We start from the raw sequence: 19748 nt of genomic DNA, 5'->3' as shown, positions 1-19748 counted from the left end.
CGACGGTCAGTGCTCGCGCCGGGCGGCCCCGGCCACGGCGATGTTCAGGAACCGCGGTACGGGCCGTCCCCGGTCGCGGAAGTCCTCCGCGACCGCCGCCCGCACTGCCGCCGCCCGCGCCTCGGGCAGCAGGAGCAGCACGCTCCGCTCCGGCCGCCCGCCGGGCGGCCAGGCGCTCAGGGCCCCCGCCCGGCGGGCGAGGGCGACGGTCCGGGCCAGCTCCGCGGGCTGGTCCGCCGCTTCCCCGCGCACGGCGGCCAGCACCAGGCGCGCCCGCGAGGCGGCCGGATCGAAGCCGACGTACCGCCGCCGCTCCGCCCGGCCGTCGAGCAGCAGGGCCTCGCCCGGCCGGGCGAAGAGCACCGCCCGGCGCAGGGCGTCGTCCCCCTCCGGCAGCGCCCCGGCCAGCAGCCGGGCCAGCCGCTCCCGGTCGGGTTCCGCGCCGGGCGGGCCGTGTACGCAGGCCACGGCGAGTGCCACCGCGCAGTCGGCGGGCTCCGCCGTGGACAGCCCGGCGGCGGCCGTCAGCGAGCCCTGCACGTGCAGGTCCGTCCCGCCGCGGCCGTGTCCGGCCCGGGCCAGAGCCCGCAGCACGGCGTACGGCCGCACCGCCCAGGCGGGCGCGGCGGGCGGCGGCCCGGACAGGGTCAGCGGCAGGTCGCAGCCGTCGGCGGGGTGCGCGAGGGAGCTGAGCCGGACCAGCCCGTCCTCGCGCGGTGCCGCCGCCGCGGCCGCGGGCCAGCCGGCCGCCGCGACCAGCCCGGGGGAGCCCAGGTGGAAGGCGTGGGGCGCGCTCCACACGGCCGCCGGGGGCCGGCCGTGCGCGGCTTCGAGGGCGTAGGCGACGAGCCGGAACAGCGGGTCGGCGGTCGCCCGGCGGGCCAGGCCGCCCCCGGCGGGGGCCGTCACGGCACGTCCTTGCGGGCCAGCATCCGGTAGGCGTTCCCGCCGTCGGTGTACCGGGCCGCCGCCGTGCGCAGCCCGTCGAGGACCGCCGCCGCCGCGAAGCACGGCACGGACGCCAGCCGTACGGCACCCGCCAGCGCCCGCGCGCCCGCCGTGGGCGGCGGCCCCCACGGCCGGTCCGGGTCCGGCGCCAGCCGCGCGGCGGTCAGCGCCACCGCCCCGAAGAAGTCGTTGCCCTGGTGGGCCGGGCCGTGCTCCTCCGCCAGCACGGTGAACCCCCGGTCGGCCAGCGCCTCCCGCAGGTTCGCGGCCGGGATCAGGTGCTGGTGCTGCGGCTGGAACCACGGCAGCCAGGCCGGACCCAGCAGCCGTGCCATCCGGGACTCCGGGTCGGGCAGTTCGACCGTCAGGTACCCGCCGCACGGCAGCACGGCCGCCGCCGCGTCGAGTTCGGCGAGGGGGTCCCGGGTGTGCTCCAGGTAGTGGTACATGCTCACCACCTCGTACCGGCCGGCCAGCTTCGGGGCGAACTCCGGGAACTGGCCCCGGTACCCCGTCTCCACCCAGCCGCGCCGCTCCGCCCCGCGGACCCCGTCTCCCATGTCCAGCCCGTCGAACCGGGTCCGCGGCCACACCTCCCGCGCGGCGTTGCAGAAGTGGCCGTGCCCGGTGCCGACGTCGAGCCAGGACCCCGGGACCGTGTGCGGCAGCAGCATCCGCGCCCGGCGCCGGTAGGAGGCGCCGAGCCGGCCGAAGACCGTCCCGGCGCCCTCGCCGCCGCGCCCGTCGTAGAAGTCCCGGTAGTAGAACTCCAGCCCCTCCGGGGTGAGCCGCGGGTTCTGGAAGACGTGCCCGCAGGCCCGGCAGCGCTCCAGCACGAAGGTCCCGGGCTTGCCCTGGAGCAGGTCGGGCACCCGCACCCGGACCGACAGCGGCCCCGACCCGCACCACGGGCAGTCGGAGCGCCGCTCCTCGAAGAACCGCCCCGTCCCCGGCGCCAGTTCGGCCCGGTACGCGGCGGCCGCCCCCGGGTTCCGGACCGCGTCCGCGTCCCGGGAGCCGCCCGCCGCCACGGCGGTGCGCAGGGCCGAGCCGAGGGAGCGCACCGGCCGGGCGGCGGTAGCCCGCGCCAGATCGGCGGGCCGCAGCGGGGAACCCGGCCCGCCCAGCACCAGGTACGGCTGGAGCCAGTACAGCCCGGCCGCCGCCGCCCCCCACCGGCCCTGGCGCAGGGCGACGGCGGCCAGCAGCGCCAGCCCGGACAGCTGCGCCGCGGCCAGAGCCCCGGCCGGCAGCCCCTGCGCCCGCAGCTCGGCGGCCCGCCCGGCACCGGCCGCGCTCCCGGCCAGGGGGCCGCAGCTCAGGCCGGGGGCGATGGCCAGCCCCGTCGCCCCGGCGGCGTACTCCTTCAAACGCCGGGTCAGGGCCAGGAGTTCCGCCGGTTCCGGGCCGGGACCCGGCCCGTCCGGGCCCGCCGCCCCGGCCCGCTCCAGCACCTCCTCGGCGACCAGTACCGCGAACCCGGCCCCCCGGCCCTCCCCGAGCCGGTCCGCCCGGTACCGGGCCGGGTCCACCAGCCGCAGCAGCCCCAGCGCCCGCTCCGCCGGCAGGTCCCCCGGCAGCAGGTCCAGCACCCCGAGCCCCTCCCGGGCCGCGTACGCGCAGGCCGCGAGGAAGACGGCCGCGTCCGGTTCCACCCCACGGGCGGTGAGCAGCCGCCACCCGGCGGCCCCCGGCACCCCGGCCGACACGGGCGGGGCGGCCGGCAGCACCGGTACGGCCCGCAGCCGGCGGCCGGCCCGTACGGTGCCCGTACCGAGGGCTGCCAGCAGCACCGCGGAGGTCCAGCGGACCCGGGGGAGCGCGAGCGGCGTCATATCAGCTTCTCCAACCGGTCGGCCGCGGCGGCCGCCCCGCCCGCCGCGGCGAATGAGGCCTGGATCCGCCGGGCGGCCCGGCGGGGGCCGGGATCGTCCAGCACGGCCGTGATCGCGTCCCGCAGTTCCTCGGCCCCCGTACGCCCGAACCGCACCCGGACCCCCGCCCCGGCGGCGGCGACCTGCCGGGCCACGATCGGCTGGTCGTCGCGGATCGGCGCCACCACCAGCGGCAGCCCGTACGCGAGGGCCTCGCAGACCGTGTTGTGGCCGGCGTGGCAGACCACCGCGTCCAGGTGCGGCAGCAGCTCCAGCTGCGGGACGCTCGGCCGCAGCAGCACGTGCCCGGGCACCTCCCCGACCAGCGCGGCGGGCGCCGCCAGCACCAGCTGCACCTCCCGCGCGAGCCGCTCGGCCGCACCCAGCACCGCCCGGTAGAACCGGGAGCCCGCCTCCTGGTTGAGGGTGCCCAGCGACACCAGCACCCGCCGCCGGCCCGGGTCCAGCCGCCGCCAGGGGAACCCGGGCGCGGCAGGCCGGGCCCCGAAGGCCGGGCCGACGTACGCGTGGTGCGCAGTGCGGACGGCGCCGGGTCCCAGCAGCTCCGGCGTCGAGAAGACCAGCACCAGCAGCTCGGAGAAGCGCGGGTCCCACCCCCCGCCGGTACCGCCGGCCTCCCCGAACTCCGCCGCCAGCCCCGCGACCTGATCCGCCACCCACTCCCCGACCTTGGGGAAACCGGCGAACGGGTCGGTCAGTTCGGCCGAGGTGCTGGCCGAGGTCACCCACGGCACCCCGAGCCGGCGCGCGGCCAGCGGACCCGCCAGGGCCTGCTGGTCGCAGACCACCACGTCCGGCGCGAAGGCCCGCACCGCCCTGGTCACCCCGGGCACCATCGCCCGGGCCAGCGGGACCAGCGCCTCCTCCCACAGGAACCGCAGCGCGCCGACCCCGCGCAGGTCGCGCCAGCGCTCGTGCAGCGCGGCGTACCCGCCGTCGGCGTCCTCCCCGGCGGGCAGGACCCGCGCCGACGGGGGCAGCAGCCGGGCCAGCGCGGCGGCCGGCCCGGTCCAGGCGACCTCATGGCCCCGCGAGGCCAGTTCGGCCCCGACGGCCACGGTCGGGTTGACGTGCCCCGCCAGCGGCGGCACCGCGAACAGCACCCTCACGGGACCAGAGCTCCCGCCCGCGGCAGGACCGCCGCCGCCCCGGACACGGCGGCCGCCGCCGTCGCGTCGAGATGGGCCAGGACGGAGTCACGCAGCACCCCACTGCTCTCCTTGAGGACGTCGTGCCCCAGCCCCGGCAGGATCCGCAGCCCGGCCCGCGGCGCGTGGCGGGCCAGTTCCCGGGCCCCCGGCACCAGTTCGGAGTGCTCCCCGCAGACGACCAGCGCCGGGCAGCGCAGCCGGGCGTAGTCGGCAGGGGCGAAGGGGCGGCTCCCGGCGACGTCGTCGATCAGGGAGGTGCGGTTGAGCAGGTCGTCGGCGATGGCCGTCAGGTGCGCCGCCTTGCGCAGGCGCAGCCCGAGCAGTTCCGCGGGCACCGGGCTGTCCTCCAGGCTCAGCGCGGCCGCCGACAGGGTGTCCACCATGTTCTCCACCCACGCCCCGCTCAGCGGCGGTTCCAGGAGGGTGAGGCCGGTGACCAGGTCGGGCCGGGCCAGCGCGGCGTGCAGGGCCAGGGTGGCGCCGTAACTGTTGCCGACCAGGTGCACGGGGCGCCGGCCCAGGCCCAGCGCGCCGAGCAGCCCGAACAGGTCCCGTACGGCGGTGCGGCTGTCGTAGCCGCCGGCCGGGCGCTCGGTGCGGCCGTGGCCGCGCAGGTCGTACAGCAGCACCTCGTGCCCGGCCCGGGCGACCGGCAGGGCCACCGGGCAGTAGAAGGAGGACAGGTTGTCGACGACCAGGCCGTGCAGGAACACCACCAGGGGCCGGCCGGAACCGGCCGCGGCCGCCGCCGGGGCCGCCGGGGCCGCCGGGAGGCGCTGGACGTGGAAGCGCAGGGAGCCCGCGCGGACGAAGGCCACGGCGGGCTCAGCCGGCCACGGCGGCGGAGGAGACACCGGTCCCCGGCCCGCCACGGGCGAGGGAGGCGTGCGTGATCCGCCCGATGTGGGTGACGAGTTCACCGACGGACATCGCGAGGATCGCGTCCATGTCCTTCTCCGCGAGGAAGCCCATCAGGTCCACCCCGGCGCCGTAGCGGTGGTGCAGCGCCTCGGCGAGCGCGACGAACTCGATGCTCTCCAGGGCGAGGTCCTCGTTGAACGTCGTCTTCATCGTGACCTCGTCCGCGAGCAGGTACTCGTCGCCGACGATCTCCACCAGCATGCCGGTGATCTCGGCGAGGATGTCATTTCCCATGGCGTGTCTCCGTGAGGTGGAAGGGTCCGGTGGACGGTGTGCCGTCGCAGGTCCACGCGACGACGTGGCCCGGCGGGGAGGATCCGAGCAGGGTGGTGCGCACCGGGTGGGGGCGGCCGTCCGGGGACCGCACCAGCAGGCAGCCGTCCCCGGAGAACGGGTCGCCGTCCGGATCGGCGGACACCCGCCATGCGCGCGGACGGCCGCCCAGCCCGCTGCCCTCCGCCTTGGCCGCGGCCTCCTTGGCGCACCACAGGGCGGTCAGCGCGGCCGGCAGGCCGCCCGCGCCCCGGGGGCCGCCCCAGGTGCCGGACAGGGCCTCGGCGAGGGCGAGTTCCCCCGGCCCGAGGGCGACGCGGACCAGGGCGTCCGGGTCGGCGGCCACCGGCTCCACGTCGATGCCCACCGCCCGGCCGGGGTGGGCGAGGGCGACGGCGATCCGGTCCTTGTGGGAGATCGTCAGCCGGAACCCGGAGGCGAGCGGCCCCAGCGCCAGCGGGCGGCCCGCCGGATCGTTGCCGACCGGTACCTCCGCCGGGAACACCGGTCCGGCGCCGCCGTCCCACAGCAGCTGCCGCAGCGCGTCCTTGGCCGCGATCCGGCCGAGCAGCCAGGGCCCCCTCGCGCGCGGCGCGAGCCGCTCGTACGCCGCCCGTTCGGCGGCGCCCAGGTAGCGGCGCATCACCAGCTCCTGCGAGGCGGGGTCGCTCCAGCGCCTGCGGGCCAGGCACCAGCCACCGGGCTGCGGTTCGCCGATCCCGCACACCTCGGGGGTGAACTTCATCGGCCAGACGCGTTCGTCGGCCCCGAACCGGCGGTAGGTCCACCCCTCGACGCGCGCCCACACCGAGCCGTCCGGCCGGCGCAGCTCGACGTCCCCGCGCACGGTGACGTCCTGGACCTCCCGGACCCGGGCCGTGGCCCGGACGAGCCCGTCCGGGGCCGGCGGCGGCCCGTAGAAGCGGACGCGGTCCACGGTGGCGGGGAACACCAGCCGGTCCACGGGCAGGATCAGCTGCATCCAGTGCCCGAACAGCTGCCCCGCCGCGTCGAGCAGGGCTCCCGGGTCGGGGAGCGCCCTCAGCACCCCCTCGATCCCGTCCGAGCCCACGGTCCGCACCTCGTGCACTCCGGCGAAGCGCGGGCCGTGGAACATCCACCGGTCCCGGTAGAGGGCGGCGGCGCTGACCGGGGCGGGCCGCGGGTCGCGCAGCGGGGCCCGGTCGGGGGCGGGCGGCGCCCCGTACCGTTCGCCGAGCAGGACGACCACCGAGGCGTACTCCCCGATCGCCACCCGGAACCGTCCGGGGGCCTCGTGGCGGACCAGGACCTCGACGTCCAGGGCCGGTTCGACGGGCAGCCAGCGCAGGGCGCGGACGTCCTCGTAACCGGTCACCGCCAGACCCGGGGGCGCGTACCGGCGGGCGGCGTCGGCCGCCAGCTCCAGCATGGTGGTCATCGGCACGACCGGGAACCGGTCGGAGTCCTCGGGCCAGCCGTCGGGCTGGAGGTACACGCAGTGGTCCCGTACGCCGGGCAGCGCGGCGAGCGAGAGCCGCAGGGTGTACTTCCCCGTGGCCCTCCCCGCACCGCCGGGGCCGGCCCCCGTGCCGTGTCGTGTCCCGTGCTCCGCGCCGGATCCCGTGCCGCTGCCTGCGGCGGACCCGGTGCCGTGCTGCGCGCCCGGGCCGGTACCCGGTCCCCGACCGGGCTCCGGGGCCGTGCGGGACCCGGGGACCTGGCCCGTGCCGGGGCGTGCGCCGCCCACCGTGCCGGACCCCGCGCCGGATCCCGTGCCGGCCACCGTGCCGGACTCCGTGCCGTGGCCTGCGGCGGACCCGGTGTCGTGCTGCGCGCCCGGGCCGGTACCCGGTCCCCGCCGAGGCTCCGGGGCCGTGCCGGACGCGGGGACCGCCCCGGGCGGATCCGGCGGGCCGGCGGCCGTCCACGCCTCGGCGACGCTGCGCGCGGCTGAACGGGCGTCGTCGAGCACCGCGTCGAGGGCGGACAGCAGGACCGGACGGACCCGCGCGACGTCGGCGGTCGGACCGGCGCCGGGGGCGGAGCCCGCGGTGAGCAGTCCGCTCAGGGATTCCCGGGCCGCGTCCCCGAGCCGGACCAGCGGCGACCCGAGGTCCAGGCGCATCCCGCGCGCCCCCGCCCCTCCGGGGCCACCGGCGCCGGCCCCGACCCCGGCCCGCGCCACCGGCGCACCGGATCCGGTTCGGGCTGTCGGGCTACTGTTCCCGTCCGGCGCTGTCGGCGTACCGTCCCCTGGCTGGGCCGTACGCGTACCGGCGCCGGGCTCGGCCGTCGGCGTACCGGATCCGGCCTGCGCCGTCGGGGAACTGACCCCGGCCCGCGCCGTCGGCGTACCGCCCCCGGCCCGCGGTGTCCGCGCTGTGGCATCCGCCCGCGCAGCGGCAGCGGCAGCGGTGGTGCCGTCCGCCAGGAGTTCCCAGCGCGGTGCGTGGCCCTCCGCCCAGAGCGCGGCGCAGGTGCGGGTCAGCGAGGCCAGGCCGGGCAGGCGGGGGGAGGAGACGGCGACCGCCAGGTGGGGCCGGTCGCGGAGGGTGTCCTCGACGAAGCCCGGCAGGCTGCCGGGGCCCAGCGTCACGAAGCTGCGGACGCCCTGCTCCTCGTACAGGCGCAGGGTCAGCTCGCGGAAGCGCACCGGCTCCAGCAGGTGGCGCACCACCAGCTCCCGTACGTCCTCCGGGGCGGCGGGGAACGGCGCGCAGCTGGTGGCCGACCACACCGGCACCGAGCCCGGCCCCACCGGCAGTCGGCCGAACGCGGCCCGGACCTGGCCGAGGTAGGGCTCCCACATCGGGGTGTGGAATCCCGAGCGGAACGGCAGCTCCTGGCCAAGGACACCCTCGCCGCGCAGCCGGGCGACCGCGGCCGCCACCTGCTCCGGGTCGCCGCAGACGACCGACTGGTGCGGGCAGTTGTCGTGGCTGACCACCACCCCCTCCAGTCCGTGCAGCGCGGCCCGCGCCCGCCCCGCGCCGCAGCCCAGCGCCGCGTACACCAGGTCGGGGACCTTGAGGGAGCCCGGCCGCAGCGAGTCGAGGAAGGCGTCGGCCGCGTCCTCGGGGTACATGCCGGCGGCGACCATCGCCGCCCACTCGCCCAGGCTGTGGCCCGCCAGCACGTCGGCGCCGATCCCGAGCGCGGGCAGCACCCGGGCGTGGAAGCGGCCCGTCGCGATGGCGTCCAGGGCCCGTTCGACCAGCGAGCCGCCCCGGGTCAGGCGCGGCCGCTCCATGCCCAGCCGGTCCGCGACGTCGTCCAGCACCGGGGCGAACTCCGGCTCCAGACCCGGGAACAGGAACGCCACCCGCCCGCCCAGCGGTCCGGGGCTGAACCACACGTCCCCGCGACCCCGCCAGGGCCGCCCCCGGGCCACCGCCTTCGCGGCCAGCGCGAGCCGCTGCGGGGTCGGCCCGGCCACCGCGACCCGGCAGGGCCCCTCCCCGCCGGACACCGGCGAGGGCGCGGCCAGCAGGGCCGACAGCTCCGCCGGGGTGTCCGCCGCCAGCAGCAGTACGCCGCCCCCCGCGCCCGCCCCCACGGGCACGGCGGACGCGCCGCCCAGCGGCAGGAACCGGCGCACCGGGGGAGCCGCCCGCCCGGTGGCCGGAGCCTCCTCCAGCACCACGTGCGCGTTGATCCCGCCGAAGCCGAACGCGTTGACCCCGGCCCGGCGCGGCGCCGGGCCGCGTTCCCACGGCTCGGCGGACGTCACCGGCCGCATCCGGGTCGCGGCCAGCTCCGGACGCGGCTCCTCCAGGTGCAGCGTCGGCGGCAGCACCCCCTCGTGCACCGCCAGCGCGGCCTTGATCAGCCCGGCCATCCCGGAGGCCTGCATGGTGTGCCCGAGTGCCGACTTCACCGACCCGAAACCGATCCCGGGCCCCGCCGCCGTCCCGGGCGGCCCGAACACCCGCGCCAGGGTGTCCAGTTCGGCGGCGTCCCCCACCGGGGTGCCGGTACCGTGCGCCTCCAGCAGCCCCAGTGCCCCCGGCGCCCGCGGGTCCAGCCCGGCGTCCTGCCAGGCCCGTTCCAGCGCCCGGACCTGGCCGGCGACGAGCGGGCTCATCAGGCTCGCCGCCCGGCCGTCCCCGGCCACCCCCGTCCCCCGGACCACCGCGTACACCCGGTCCCCGTCCCGCTGCGCGTCCGCGAGCCGCTTCAGCAGCACCACCCCGGTGCCCTCGGACAGCAGCGTCCCGTCGGCCGCCCGGTCGAAGGGCCGGATCCGCTCGCTCGGGCTCAGCGCCCGCAGCTGCGTGAACACGCTCCACAGCGTGGCGATGTGACAGTGGTGCACGGCCCCCGCGACCACCGCGTCGCAGCGGCCGGACGCCAGCAGCCCGACCGCCTGGTCCACGGCCAGCAGCGAGGAGGCGCAGGCCGCGTCCAGGGTGTACGCGGGGCCCCGGAAGTCCAGCCGGTTCGCGGTCCGGGCGGCGGTGAAGCTCGGCACCAGACCGATCGATGACTCCGGCCGCTCCGGCCCCAGCGCCTCCTGGAACGCGGACCGCACCTGCGCGATCCGCCGCTCGCCCAGCTCGGGCGCCAGCTCCCGCAGGGTCTGCGCCAACTGGTGGGCCGTACGCACCCGCTGGTCCAGCCGGGCCGTCGCCACCCCCATGAACCCGCCGCGCCCCAGCACCACCCCGATCCGCGACCGGTCGGCCGGCAGCCGCTCCTCGCCGCCCGCGTCCGCGACGGCCTCGGCCGTCGCCCGCAGGGCCAGCAGCTGGTCCGGCTCCGCCCCCTCCACGGCCGCCGGCATGATCCCGAACCGGGTCGGGTCGAAGCCGGCCAGGCCGTCGACGAAGCCGCCGCGACGGCAGTAGAACCGGTCGCCGGCCACCGGACCGGAGGCCGCGTCCGGGTCGTAGTACACCTGCGGGTCCCAGCGCTCCGGCGGCACCTCGCCGATGCAGTCCGCACCGGAGAGGAGGTTGCGCCGGTACGCCGCCAGGTCCCCGGCTCCGGGGAACACCGCGCCCATCCCGACGACCGCCGCGTCGGTCGGACGCGGGCCGCGTCCCGTCCGCTCACTCATCGCCCCGCCCCTCCTGCGCGGCGGCCGCCAGGACCACCTGTACGTCGTCCCCGTCCGCGAGTTCGGCGAGGAACGCGGCGGCCCCGGCCTCCGGCGCGATCAGCGGGATCCCGCGCCGGGCGTACGCCCGCTCCAGCTCCGGGGTGACCATTCCGCCCGCCTCCGCCGCCCAGGGCCCCCAGTCCACGGACAGCACGCGGCCCGGGAAGGACTCCGCCCAGGTGTGCGCGAGCGTGTCGAGGGCGTCGTTCGCGGCGGCGTAGTCGGCCTGGCCCCGGTTGCCGTACACCCCGGCGACGCTCCCGAACAGGGCCAGGAACCGGGGCGCGGGGCACCGCCCGTGCTCGGCGGCCGCGGCCGCCAGGTGCCGGGCGCCGGCCACCTTCACGGCGAACACCTCCGCGAAGTCCGCCGCCCGCTTCTCCCGCAGCAGCCCGTCCCGCAGCACTCCCGCGCCGTGCACGATCCCGTCGAGCCGGCCGTGCCGGGCGCGTACGTCGGCCACGACGGCTCGTACGGCTTCCCCGTCGGTGACGTCGGCGCGGTGGTAGCGGACCGAGGCCGCCTCCGAGGCGAGGCCGTCCAGCGCGGCCCGCACCTCCCGCGCGGCGAGGATCCGCGAGGCGGCCGCCTCGATCTCGGCCGGGGTGCGCAGCCCCGAGGCGATCAGTGCCGCCCGCAGCGCCACCCGGTCCCGGGCCTGCCCGAACGCGTCGTCCCCGGGCGGAGGTTCGGGCGTACGGCCCAGCAGCTCGACGTGGCAGCCGGTGGCGCGGGCCAGGGCGAGGGCGGTACGGGCGGTGATCCCGCGGGCCCCGCCGGTGAGCAGCACCACCGCGTCCGGGCCGAGCGGCAGGCCCCGCCCGGACGCCGCCCGCGCGGCGGGCACGGCCCGGCGGGCGGTGCGGGTGCCGTCCGGGGCGTAGCCGACGGAGGCGCCGTCCCCGTCGGAGGGCCCGCAGGCCAGTTCGGCCAGGAGCAGCCGGGCGGTCTGCTCGGGGTCCTCCTTCGGCTGCACCTCCACGGCGCGGACCAGCGCGGCGGGGAACTCCAGCGCCGCGCTGCGGGCGAACCCGTGCAGCCCGGCCCCCGCCGTCCCGGGCGCGGTGACCAGCAGCAGCCGCCCCGTCCCGGCCGCCAGGGACTGCCGCAGCCCCTCGAAGGCCCCGGGCAGCACCGGCTCGGCCGCGGCCCGCAGCGCGGACAGGTCGACGATCCCGTCGAACCCGGCCTCCGCCCCGGCGAGGAGCCGCACCTCACCGCCCCGCTCGCGCAGCGCCCCGCCGAGGGCGGACGCCAGACCCCCGCCGTCCTCGACGATCCCGATCCGCAGGCCCCGCAGCGCCTTCGGGTCCCCGGCGGCCGCCGCCAGGGGCACCGCCGCCACCCGCAGCCGCGCGAGCGGCGCCGGTGCCGCCCGGGGTTCCGGCTCCGGTTCGGGTACCGGGGCGGTGGCGGGGCGGGGGGCGGCGCGGGTGACGATCCAGTCCACGATTCCGCGCAGGGTCTTGATCCGGGACAGCTCCTCGACGGCGGAGCCGGCGGTGCCGCCCGGCTCCTGCGTGAGTCCGATGCGGTCGGCCAGGGCGCCGATGATCTCCACCCGCTTGATGGAGTCGATGGACAGGTCCGCCTCCAGGTCGAGTTCCGGATCGAGCATGTCCCGGGGGTAGCCGGTCCGGGTGTGGACGATCTCCAGGACCGCGTCCATCACCTCCCCGGCCGTACGCGGAGCCCCGGCCTCCGCCGCGACGGGCACGGGCGGCACCTCCACGGCCGGCTCCACGGGCCCGGGGCCGGCGTGGGCGGCGGGCCAGGACGGCACGGCCTCCACCGGACCCGCCGCCCCGCCCCCGGGAAGCGCGGGAGCCGAAGCGCCCAGGTACCCCAGCAGCACGTCCCGCTGCGCCTCGACCAGTTCGCGCGCTCCCCGCAGGTACTCCAGTACCGCCTCCTCGCGCCGGTCCCCGCCCCCCGGGCCCCGTACCGGCGCGGCCGGCTCCACCCGCCGGGCCGGCCGCAGCCCCCCGGCGACCGGCGCCCCGTCGGCCGTGCGCACCAGGTGCCCGTCCACCAGCCAGCCCGGCCGGCCCGGCGCCCGCTCGGGCAGCCGCCGGGTCCGGCCCCGGAACAGCGCCTCCGGCTCCACCGGGACCCCGGCCGCGGCCAGTTCGGCCAGTGCCGTCACCAGCCGGACCAGCCCGTGCCCGCCCGGCACGTCCAGCGGCACCACCGTGTGCGGGCGGTCCCCGAGGATCCGGCCGACCAGTCCCGACAGCACCCGCCCGGGGCCGGCCTCCACGAAGGTCCGCACCCCGGCCGCGTACATGGCCTCCACCTGCTCCGCGAACCGGACCGGCTCCGCCACCTGCCGGGCCAGCAGCGCCCGTACGCCGTCGGCGTCCGCCGGGTAGGGGCCGGCCGTGGTGTTCGACCAGACCGGTACGGCCGCCCCGGCCAGATCCGTGGCCGCCAGCTCGGCGGCCAGCGCCCCGGCCGCCCCGGCCACCACCGGGCTGTGGAACGCGCAGGCCACCGGGATCGGCTCCGCCGCCAGCCCGGCCTCCCGCAACGCGTCCACGGCCGCGGCGACCGCCGCCGTCGGGCCCGAGACCACGCACTGCCGGGGCGCGTTGTGGTTCGCCACCACGCACCCGGCCCGCTCGACGGCCTCCCGCACCTCCTCCGGGGCCGCCGACACCGCCGCCATCGCCCCCGGATCCGCCCCGGCGGCGGCCAGGATCGCCTCGGCGCGCCGCACGCTCAGCCGCAGCAGGTCCGGCGTGCCGTACGCCCCGGCCGCCCACAGCGCGGTGAGCTCCCCGTACGAGTGCCCGGCCACGCAGTCCGGCCGTACGCCGAGCCGCCCGAGCAGCAGGTGCGCCGCCGCCCCCGCCAGCCCCAGGGCGGGCTGCGCCACCCGGGTGTCGGTGACCGCCGCCCGCCGCGCCGCCCGCCCGCCGGCGCCGAAGGCCGCCGGCGGGAACATCGCCGACACCACCGTCCCCGGCGCCGCGTCCAGCAGCCCGCGCAGCGCGGGGAACGCCGTGAACAGTTCGCCCAGCATGTCCGGGCGCTGACTGCCCTGCCCGGGGAACAGGAACGCCACCCGGCCCGGATCCGCCGTCTCCGCCCGTACGTGGACCCCCGCGCCCGGCTCGAACGCCCGGGCCCGCTCCAGCCGGACGGACAGCTCCCGCGTGTCGGAGGCCACCACGGCGACCCGCACCGGGCCCGACCCCGACGCGGCGGCCTCCGCCGCCAGGTCCCGCAGGCTCCACGGCCGCCCGGCCGCGTCGTTCTCCTCCAGCCGGGCGGCCAGCCGCGCCATCACCCGGCCCGCCGCCCGCCGGTCCTCGCCCCGGAAGCAGAACAGCTCGGCCGGCCACTCCTCCAGCCCGTGCGCCGGCTCGTCGGCACCGGCGTAACCGGCCAGCACCGCGTGGTAGTTGGTGCCGCCGAACCCGAACGCGCTCACCCCCGCGATCCGCCGCCGCGCCGGCTGCGCCCAGGGCCGGGCCCGCTCGTCGAAGAAGAACGGGCTGCTCGCCTCCTCCCAGGCCGGGTTGGGCGCCTCGACGTGCAGGGTGGGCGGCCGGACGCCCGCGTGCACCGCCCGCGCCGCCTTGATCAGCCCGGCCAGCCCGGCCGCGCACTTGGTGTGCCCGAGCTGCGACTTCACCGAGCCCAGGGCGCAGGACCCCGGCGCGGCACCCGAGGCGGTGAACAGCTCCGTCAGCACCGCCAGTTCGGTGCTGTCGCCGACCACCGTGCCGGTGCCGTGCGCCTCGACCAGTCCCACTTCGGCGGGGGAGATCCCGGCCCGGGCGTAGGCCCGTTCCAGTGCCCGCCGCTGGCCCTCGGGCCGGGGCGCGGTCAGGCCGAGCGAGCGGCCGTCGCTGGCGGAGCCGACCGCCTTGACGACCGCGTACACCCGGTCGCCGTCCCGCTCCGCGTCGGCGAGCCGCTTGAGCACGAGGACGCCCACGCCCTCGCCGAGCGCGATCCCGTCGGCGGCCGCGTCGAAGGGCCGGCAGCGGCCGCCGGGGGAGAGGGCGCGGACCGAGGAGAACATCAGGTAGTCGTTGATCCCGTTGTGCAGGTCCGCGCCACCGCACAGCACCATGTCGCTGTCCCCGTCGCGCAGTTGGCGGCAGGCCAGGTCGAGGGCGGCGAGGGAGGAGGCGCAGGCGGCGTCGACGGTGCAGTTCGCCCCGCCGAGGTCGAGCCGGTTGGCGACCCGACCCGCGATGACGTTCGCGAGCACCCCCGGGAAGGAGTCCTCGGTCAGCCGCGGCAGCTGCTCGTCCAGGCCGTCGGGGACCGAGCCCAGGTAGCCGGGCAGCAGCGACCGCAGCCCGTACGCGCCCGCCAGCTCGGTACCGGCCTCCGCCCCGAAGACCACCGAGGTCCGCGACCGGTCGAACTCCCGCTCCCGCCCGTAGCCGGCGTCCCCGAGGGCCCGCGCGGACATCTCCAGGGCCAGCAGCTGGACCGGCTCGATCCCGGCCAGGGAGGCGGGCGGGATCCCGTGGGCGAGGGCGTCGAAGGGCACCGGGCCGAGGAACCCGCCCCAGCGGGAGGGGGTGCGCTCGCCCGCGCGGGCCGGGTCGGCGTCGTAGTACAGCTCCGGGTCCCAGCGCTCGGCCGGCACCTCGGTCACCGCGTCCGTGCCGTCCAGGATCCGCGCCCAGTAGCCGGCCAGGTCGGGGGAGCCGGGGTAGGCGCAGGCCATCCCCACGACGGCCACGTCGAGCGGGTCCGGCCCCGCCTCCGCCCCCGCGGGCGGGGCCGGGAGCTCGGCGGCCCGCCGCTCCAGGAGCCGGGTCGCCCCCTCGGTCACCTCCGCGTGCAGCGCGGCCACCGTCGTGGTCCCCGAGCGCAGCGTGGCGGCCTGCCCGAGCATGAACAGGCCGTCGGCGTACTGCTGTTCCTCGCCGACCGGTTCCAGGCCGGGCTCGCGGCCGGGAGCCTCCGGGGCGCGCCGCAGCCCCTTGCTCGCGATGCGGAGCCGGCCCAGGTTGAGCCGCTCCAGCTCCTCCCACACCTCGCGCTGCGGGGCGCCGTCCCGCTCCAGCCGCCGCCGCGCCGCCTCGAAGGCCCCGGCGTACGGGGTCGCCGCGCAGCGGGTGGCGTGGCCGGGCGCGGTGTGCAGCAGCACGGTGTCCGCGCACTCCACCGCCGTCCGCTGGAACACCGGCCGGACCGCCCCGCAGGTGACGGCCTCCTCGGTGAACAGGTAGGCGGTGCCCATCAGTACGCCGATCCGCGCGCCCCGTTCCGCCAGCGGCGCGGCGGCCGCGACCGCCATGGCGGCGGAGCGCCCGTCGTGGATCCCGCCCGCGAACAGGACGTCCAGGGACTCCGGTTCGGGGCAGGACAGCAGCAGCCGCTCGACCTGTGCCTCCCAGAGCGGGAACGAGGCGCGCGGCCCCACGTGCCCGCCGCACTCCAGCCCCTCGAACACGAACCGCCGAGCCCCCTCGGTGAGGTACCGCTCCAGCAGGCCGGGCGAGGGCACGTGCAGGTGGGTCCGGATCCCGGCCGCCTCCAGCGGGGCCGCCTGCGCGGGGGTGCCCCCGGCGATCACCGCCCAGGGCGGGCGGGCCCCGGCGACGGCGGCCAGCTGCTCCCGACGCAGCTCCTCCGGGGCGAAGCCCAGCAGGCCCACGCCCCAGGGGCGGTCCCCGAGCCGCTCGGCGGTCTCGGCGAGGAGTCGGCGTACGTCCGGGCCGGCCATCACCGCGAGTGCCAGGTACGGCACTCCGCCCGCGGCGGCCACCGCCTCCGCGAAGCGGGCCCGGTCGCTCACCCGGGTCATCGGCCCCTGGGCGACGGACAGCGCGCGCTCCAGCGGCCGGGCCCGTACGGCGGCCTCCAGATGCCCGGTGACGGCCGCCCGCACGGCCCGGAGCACCCCGCCGGTGGTGCGGTGGCGGGCGGCCAGCCGGGCGGCGAAGGCCCCGTCCTGGCCGACCGGCAGCAGCTGCGCCCGCAGGTCACGGGCGCCGAGCAGGGCGGAAACCGGCCCTGCGGGGGGTGCGGGCAGGTCGGGGCGGGTGAACACCCGGTACCCGTCGACCAGTCGGGTTTCGGAGCCGTCCATGGCACGGAGGGCGGCGGCGACTTCGGCGGGCAGAGCCGGCTCCGCTTCCGCGGTCAGGGCGAGTTGCGCGTCGAGCACCACCCCGGCGGCCCCGCCCGCCACGGCCGCGGCCGCCGTGTGCGGCCCGATCCCGCCGAGGGCCAGTACGGGCACTCCGGGCCCGGAGTCCGCCAGGAGCTGCTGGAGCAGTACGAAGGTGGTGGCCCCGCCCACCCGGCCCCCGGCCTCGTGGCCCTTCGCGACCAGTGCGGACGCCCCGGCGGCGACGGCAGCGGCGGCCTCGGCCCGGCCGGTGACCTCCGCCCAGACCCGGGGCCGGCCGGGCGCCGCGGCCCAGGCGGCCACCTCCTCGCGGGTGTGGGCGGCCGGGTCGGCCAGCAGCACGGTGTCCACCTCGGGCGGCAGTCCGCCGGGCCCGGTCGGGCACCCCGGGGGCACCCGCACCCCGTACCCGCCGCCGCCGCTCCCGCCCGAGCCGCCCCCGCTCCCCGTCCGGCGGGCCAGCTCGGCGAAGGCGCGCCGCGCGGCGGCGGGGTCGCGGCCGAGGTCGAGCAGGCCGAGGGAACCGGCGCGTTCGGCCGCGGTGACGAGCGCCGGGTTCGGCTCCTCGAACGGACTGACGGCGACGACCAGTTCACGGGCGGCGGCGGACTGCGGGTGCGGGAGGGTCACGAGCGCTCCTCTTCCGGTGCTGTTTCCAGTGCTGTGTGACATGGCGCAGTACGGGGCGGAAGAACGGGTGGTTGCGATGAGGTGAAGGCGGCGCCGGGCCTGGGTCCGACCGCGGTGCGGGCGGCGCGACCGGCTTGAACCGTGGTCAAACTCCCGGACGCCGCGATGCATCGTGCGGGGGGCGCCCCGCACTGTCAACAGCCTTACGGAATACGTGCCTTCGCCCCGCCCGAAGCTCCGGCGCACCCGCCCCCCGCCCCGGCCGCGCCAACCGCGAGCCCCCGCCCGGCCGCTGGCCTGCGCCTTTCCCGGCCGGGCGGGCGGGCCCCGCGCACGGGACGGCGTACGCAGTCCGGCCTGGCTCATGCCGCCCGTGCACGTCTTTCCGCCGATCCGGTATGGAGCCGTCCGCGGACCCGGCGGCAGTTGTTCATCCACCAGCCCTTACAGGTCCATGCCCACGCCGTTACCGTCCGCTCATGACCCCCACCCTCGCGCAACTCCGCTACCTCGTCGCCGTCGCCGACTGCCGGTCCATCACCGGCGCGGCCGCCTCGGTCTTCGTCGCGCAGTCGGCCCTGTCCCGGGCGGTCCAGGCCATGGAACGGGACCTGGGAGTCGAACTGCTGGCGCGCCGGGGAAGGGGGGTGGACCTCACGCCGGAGGGGGCCCGGGTCGTCCGGCTGGCCCGTACCGTGCTCAACGCGGTCGAAGCCATCGACGACATCGGCACCCCGCACGGCAAGGACGCGCGGGCCGCCTTCACCCTCGCCACCACCCCGACGCTCGCGCTCGACCTGGCCACCGACCTGATCGCCGGCTTCGGCGGCCGCCACCCCGGGGTCGAGGTCCGGCTCCAGAAGCACGACAGCCGCGAGGCCCTCGTCGAGGAACTCACCCAGGGACGGGCCGAACTGGCCCTGGTCGACCTGCCCGTCGACAAGGAGCTGTCCACGCACTTCATCCAGGAGCGCGAGGTGGTGCTGATCTCGCCGATCGGCACCCGGCTGCCGAGCCCCGTCCCCCTGCGCATGCTCGACGGCCTCCCCATGGTCCTGCCCACCCCCGGAACCGGCCGCCGCACCGAGATGGAGGCCATGTTCAGCTGCATGGGCGTCCGCCCCGTGCCCTCCCTGGAGGTCGACGAACGCCTCGCCTGGGTGACGGGCGTGACCGACGGCCGGGGCTCCCTCATCTGGTACCGGGACGTGGTGGCCAGGGCCTTCGGCAGCAGGGCCGAGATCCGCTCCTTCACCCCGGCCCTGCTGCGCCCGGTCGGCATCGCCCACGCCCGCCGCCCGCTCAGCCGGGCGGCCCGCGCCTTCATCGCCCACGCCGGCCGCAAGGCACCGGTACGGGAACCGGAGCGCTGAGGTCGGAACGCCGGGCCCGGAGCCCATGCCGGGACGGCATTGAACGATGCTCGAACGGGGGCTCCCGGGGGCTGGTGTTGCCCCGCTCCGCCGCCTCACATGGTCCGCATGCCCAGACTCCTGACACCCCCCGGGGCCGCCGCCCTCGCGACCGCCGCCCTGTCCGCGCTCCTGCCCGCCGTGGCCTGGACGGCGGCCGCCACCGCCTCCCCGGCACCGGCCGCCACCCGGGCCGTCGCCCCGGCCCCCGAGAAGAAGTGCACCCTGCCCGGCGGCATGACCGAGATCAGCGGCCTCGCGATGAGCCGCAGACACCCCGGCGTCTTCTACGCCGTCAACGACAGCGGCAACACCAACCAGGTCTTCGCCGTCGACTGCACCGGCGCCACCGGAGTGCTCAGGGCCACCCTCACCGTCTCGGGCGTCGGCAACACCGACTGGGAGGGCCTGGCGATCGGCAAGGACGCCACGGGCGGCCCGGCCGTCCTGGTCGGCGACATCGGCGACAACTTCGCGGGCCGCGCGGAGATCACCGTGCACAGCTTCCCCGAGCCCGAGCGGCTCGCCGACGCCACGGTCGCCCCGGTGACGTACCGCTTCGCCTACGCCGACGGCAGGCACGACGCCGAATCCCTGCTCGCAGACCCCGCGACCGGCCGGATCCTCGTCGCCAGCAAGCTGATCGGCGCCGCCGGGCAGCTCTACCAGGCCCCGCTCCCGCCGGTCACCGGCCAGGTCAACACCCTCACCGCCGTCCGGCCCGGCCCGGTCTTCGCCACGGACGGCGCCTTCTCCCCGACCGGAGCCTCGTACACCCTGCGCAGCGGAGGCCCGCTGGGCGCCAACACGGCCTCGGTCTACGACACCTCGGGCACCAAACTCGCGGACGTGCCCCTGCCCGCCCAGTCCCAGGGCGAGACGGTGACGTACGCGGACTGCGCGCACCTGCTGGTCGGCTCGGAGAACGACCCCCAGATCTGGCAGGTCGCCCTCCCCCCGGAAGCCACCCCGGGCTGCGGCACCACACCCACCCCTACGCCCACCCCTACGCCCACACCGACGCCGACCCCGACGCCGACCCCGACGCCCACCCCCACACCCGGTGACCTGAAGCTGGCCGACCCGGGCCCCCGGTCGTGCCGGTTCAACCAGGCCTGCACCGTCCAGCTCACCGCCACCGGCGGAAAGCCGCCCCTGCGCTTCGCCGCCTCCGGCCTGCCCTGGGGCCTGACCCTGGACGGCGGCTCCGGCAGGATCACCGGCAAGCCCTGGAGCGTCGGCCCCGCCCAGGTCACCGTCACCGCGACCGACTCCGCCGGGGCGAGCGCGGGTACGTCCTTCACCCTCACCGTCACCTGGTTCTGAGCC

9 protein-coding genes are annotated in these 19748 nt (G+C 78.2%); 2 read left to right on the top strand and 7 right to left on the bottom strand.

Annotation, left to right across the window (positions count from 1 at the left end; all coding sequences use genetic code 11):
• Positions 1–6: 6 nt before the first annotated feature.
• From OG553_RS01325 to OG553_RS01295, 7 genes are read right to left on the bottom strand one after another with little or no spacing between them, the layout of a single operon-like run.
• A complete protein-coding gene (locus tag OG553_RS01325) occupies positions 7–909 on the bottom strand; it encodes a galactokinase (protein ID WP_405977147.1) in 903 nt (300 codons plus the stop codon).
• Positions 906–2783 (bottom strand): class I SAM-dependent methyltransferase, encoded by a 1878-nt coding sequence (locus OG553_RS01320; protein WP_405977146.1) that lies wholly within the window; start codon positions 2781–2783, stop codon positions 906–908. Before OG553_RS01320 ends, OG553_RS01325 begins: the two co-directional genes overlap by 4 nt.
• Positions 2780–3946: a glycosyltransferase gene (locus OG553_RS01315; protein ID WP_405982916.1), complete on the bottom strand. Its 1167-nt coding sequence runs from the start codon at positions 3944–3946 to the stop codon at positions 2780–2782. Before OG553_RS01315 ends, OG553_RS01320 begins: the two co-directional genes overlap by 4 nt.
• Positions 3947–3948: 2 nt before the next feature.
• Entirely contained in the window at positions 3949–4812 is an 864-nt protein-coding gene (locus OG553_RS01310; RefSeq protein WP_405977145.1) for an alpha/beta fold hydrolase, read from the bottom strand.
• A gap of 7 nt (positions 4813–4819) precedes the next feature.
• The gene (locus OG553_RS01305) at positions 4820–5149 is read right to left on the bottom strand and encodes an acyl carrier protein (protein WP_405977144.1); all 330 of its coding nucleotides are present in this window, start codon (positions 5147–5149) and stop codon (positions 4820–4822) included.
• A complete protein-coding gene (locus OG553_RS01300; RefSeq protein ID WP_405977143.1) occupies positions 5139–10229 on the bottom strand; it encodes a beta-ketoacyl synthase N-terminal-like domain-containing protein in 5091 nt (1696 codons plus the stop codon). Before OG553_RS01300 ends, OG553_RS01305 begins: the two co-directional genes overlap by 11 nt.
• Complete coding sequence (locus tag OG553_RS01295; RefSeq protein ID WP_405977142.1) at positions 10222–17007, bottom strand: SDR family NAD(P)-dependent oxidoreductase; 6786 nt, start codon at positions 17005–17007, stop codon at positions 10222–10224. The genes OG553_RS01300 and OG553_RS01295 overlap by 8 nt, the downstream gene beginning before the upstream one ends.
• A 479-nt stretch (positions 17008–17486) precedes the next feature.
• Here OG553_RS01295 and OG553_RS01290 point away from each other — a divergent pair, with 479 nt between their 5' ends.
• Together OG553_RS01290 and OG553_RS01285 are read left to right on the top strand one after the other, a co-directional pair.
• Positions 17487–18380, top strand: a complete 894-nt coding sequence (locus OG553_RS01290) for a LysR family transcriptional regulator (RefSeq protein ID WP_405977141.1) — start codon at positions 17487–17489, stop codon at positions 18378–18380.
• Positions 18381–18488: 108 nt separating this feature from the next.
• The gene (locus tag OG553_RS01285) at positions 18489–19745 is read left to right on the top strand and encodes a putative Ig domain-containing protein (protein ID WP_405977140.1); all 1257 of its coding nucleotides are present in this window, start codon (positions 18489–18491) and stop codon (positions 19743–19745) included.
• Positions 19746–19748 lie beyond the last annotated feature (3 nt).

The sequence above is a fragment of the Streptomyces sp. NBC_00158 genome, assembly GCF_045160885.1.
In the GTDB taxonomy this organism is placed as follows: domain Bacteria; phylum Actinomycetota; class Actinomycetes; order Streptomycetales; family Streptomycetaceae; genus Streptomyces.
The sequence above is the reverse complement of the archived record's forward strand: the minus strand, read 5'-3'. Positions and strand labels throughout refer to the sequence as shown.

Excerpts from the sequence above, each read along its gene's own strand:
- OG553_RS01320 (WP_405977146.1), bottom strand. The coding sequence starts at position 2,783 with ATGACGCCGCTCGCGCTCCCCCGGGTCCGCTGGACCTCCGCGGTGCTG.
- OG553_RS01305 (WP_405977144.1), bottom strand. The coding sequence starts at position 5,149 with ATGGGAAATGACATCCTCGCCGAGATCACCGGCATGCTGGTGGAGATC.
- OG553_RS01300 (WP_405977143.1), bottom strand. The coding sequence starts at position 10,229 with ATGAGTGAGCGGACGGGACGCGGCCCGCGTCCGACCGACGCGGCGGTC.
- OG553_RS01290 (WP_405977141.1), top strand. The coding sequence starts at position 17,487 with ATGACCCCCACCCTCGCGCAACTCCGCTACCTCGTCGCCGTCGCCGAC.
- OG553_RS01285 (WP_405977140.1), top strand. The coding sequence starts at position 18,489 with ATGCCCAGACTCCTGACACCCCCCGGGGCCGCCGCCCTCGCGACCGCC.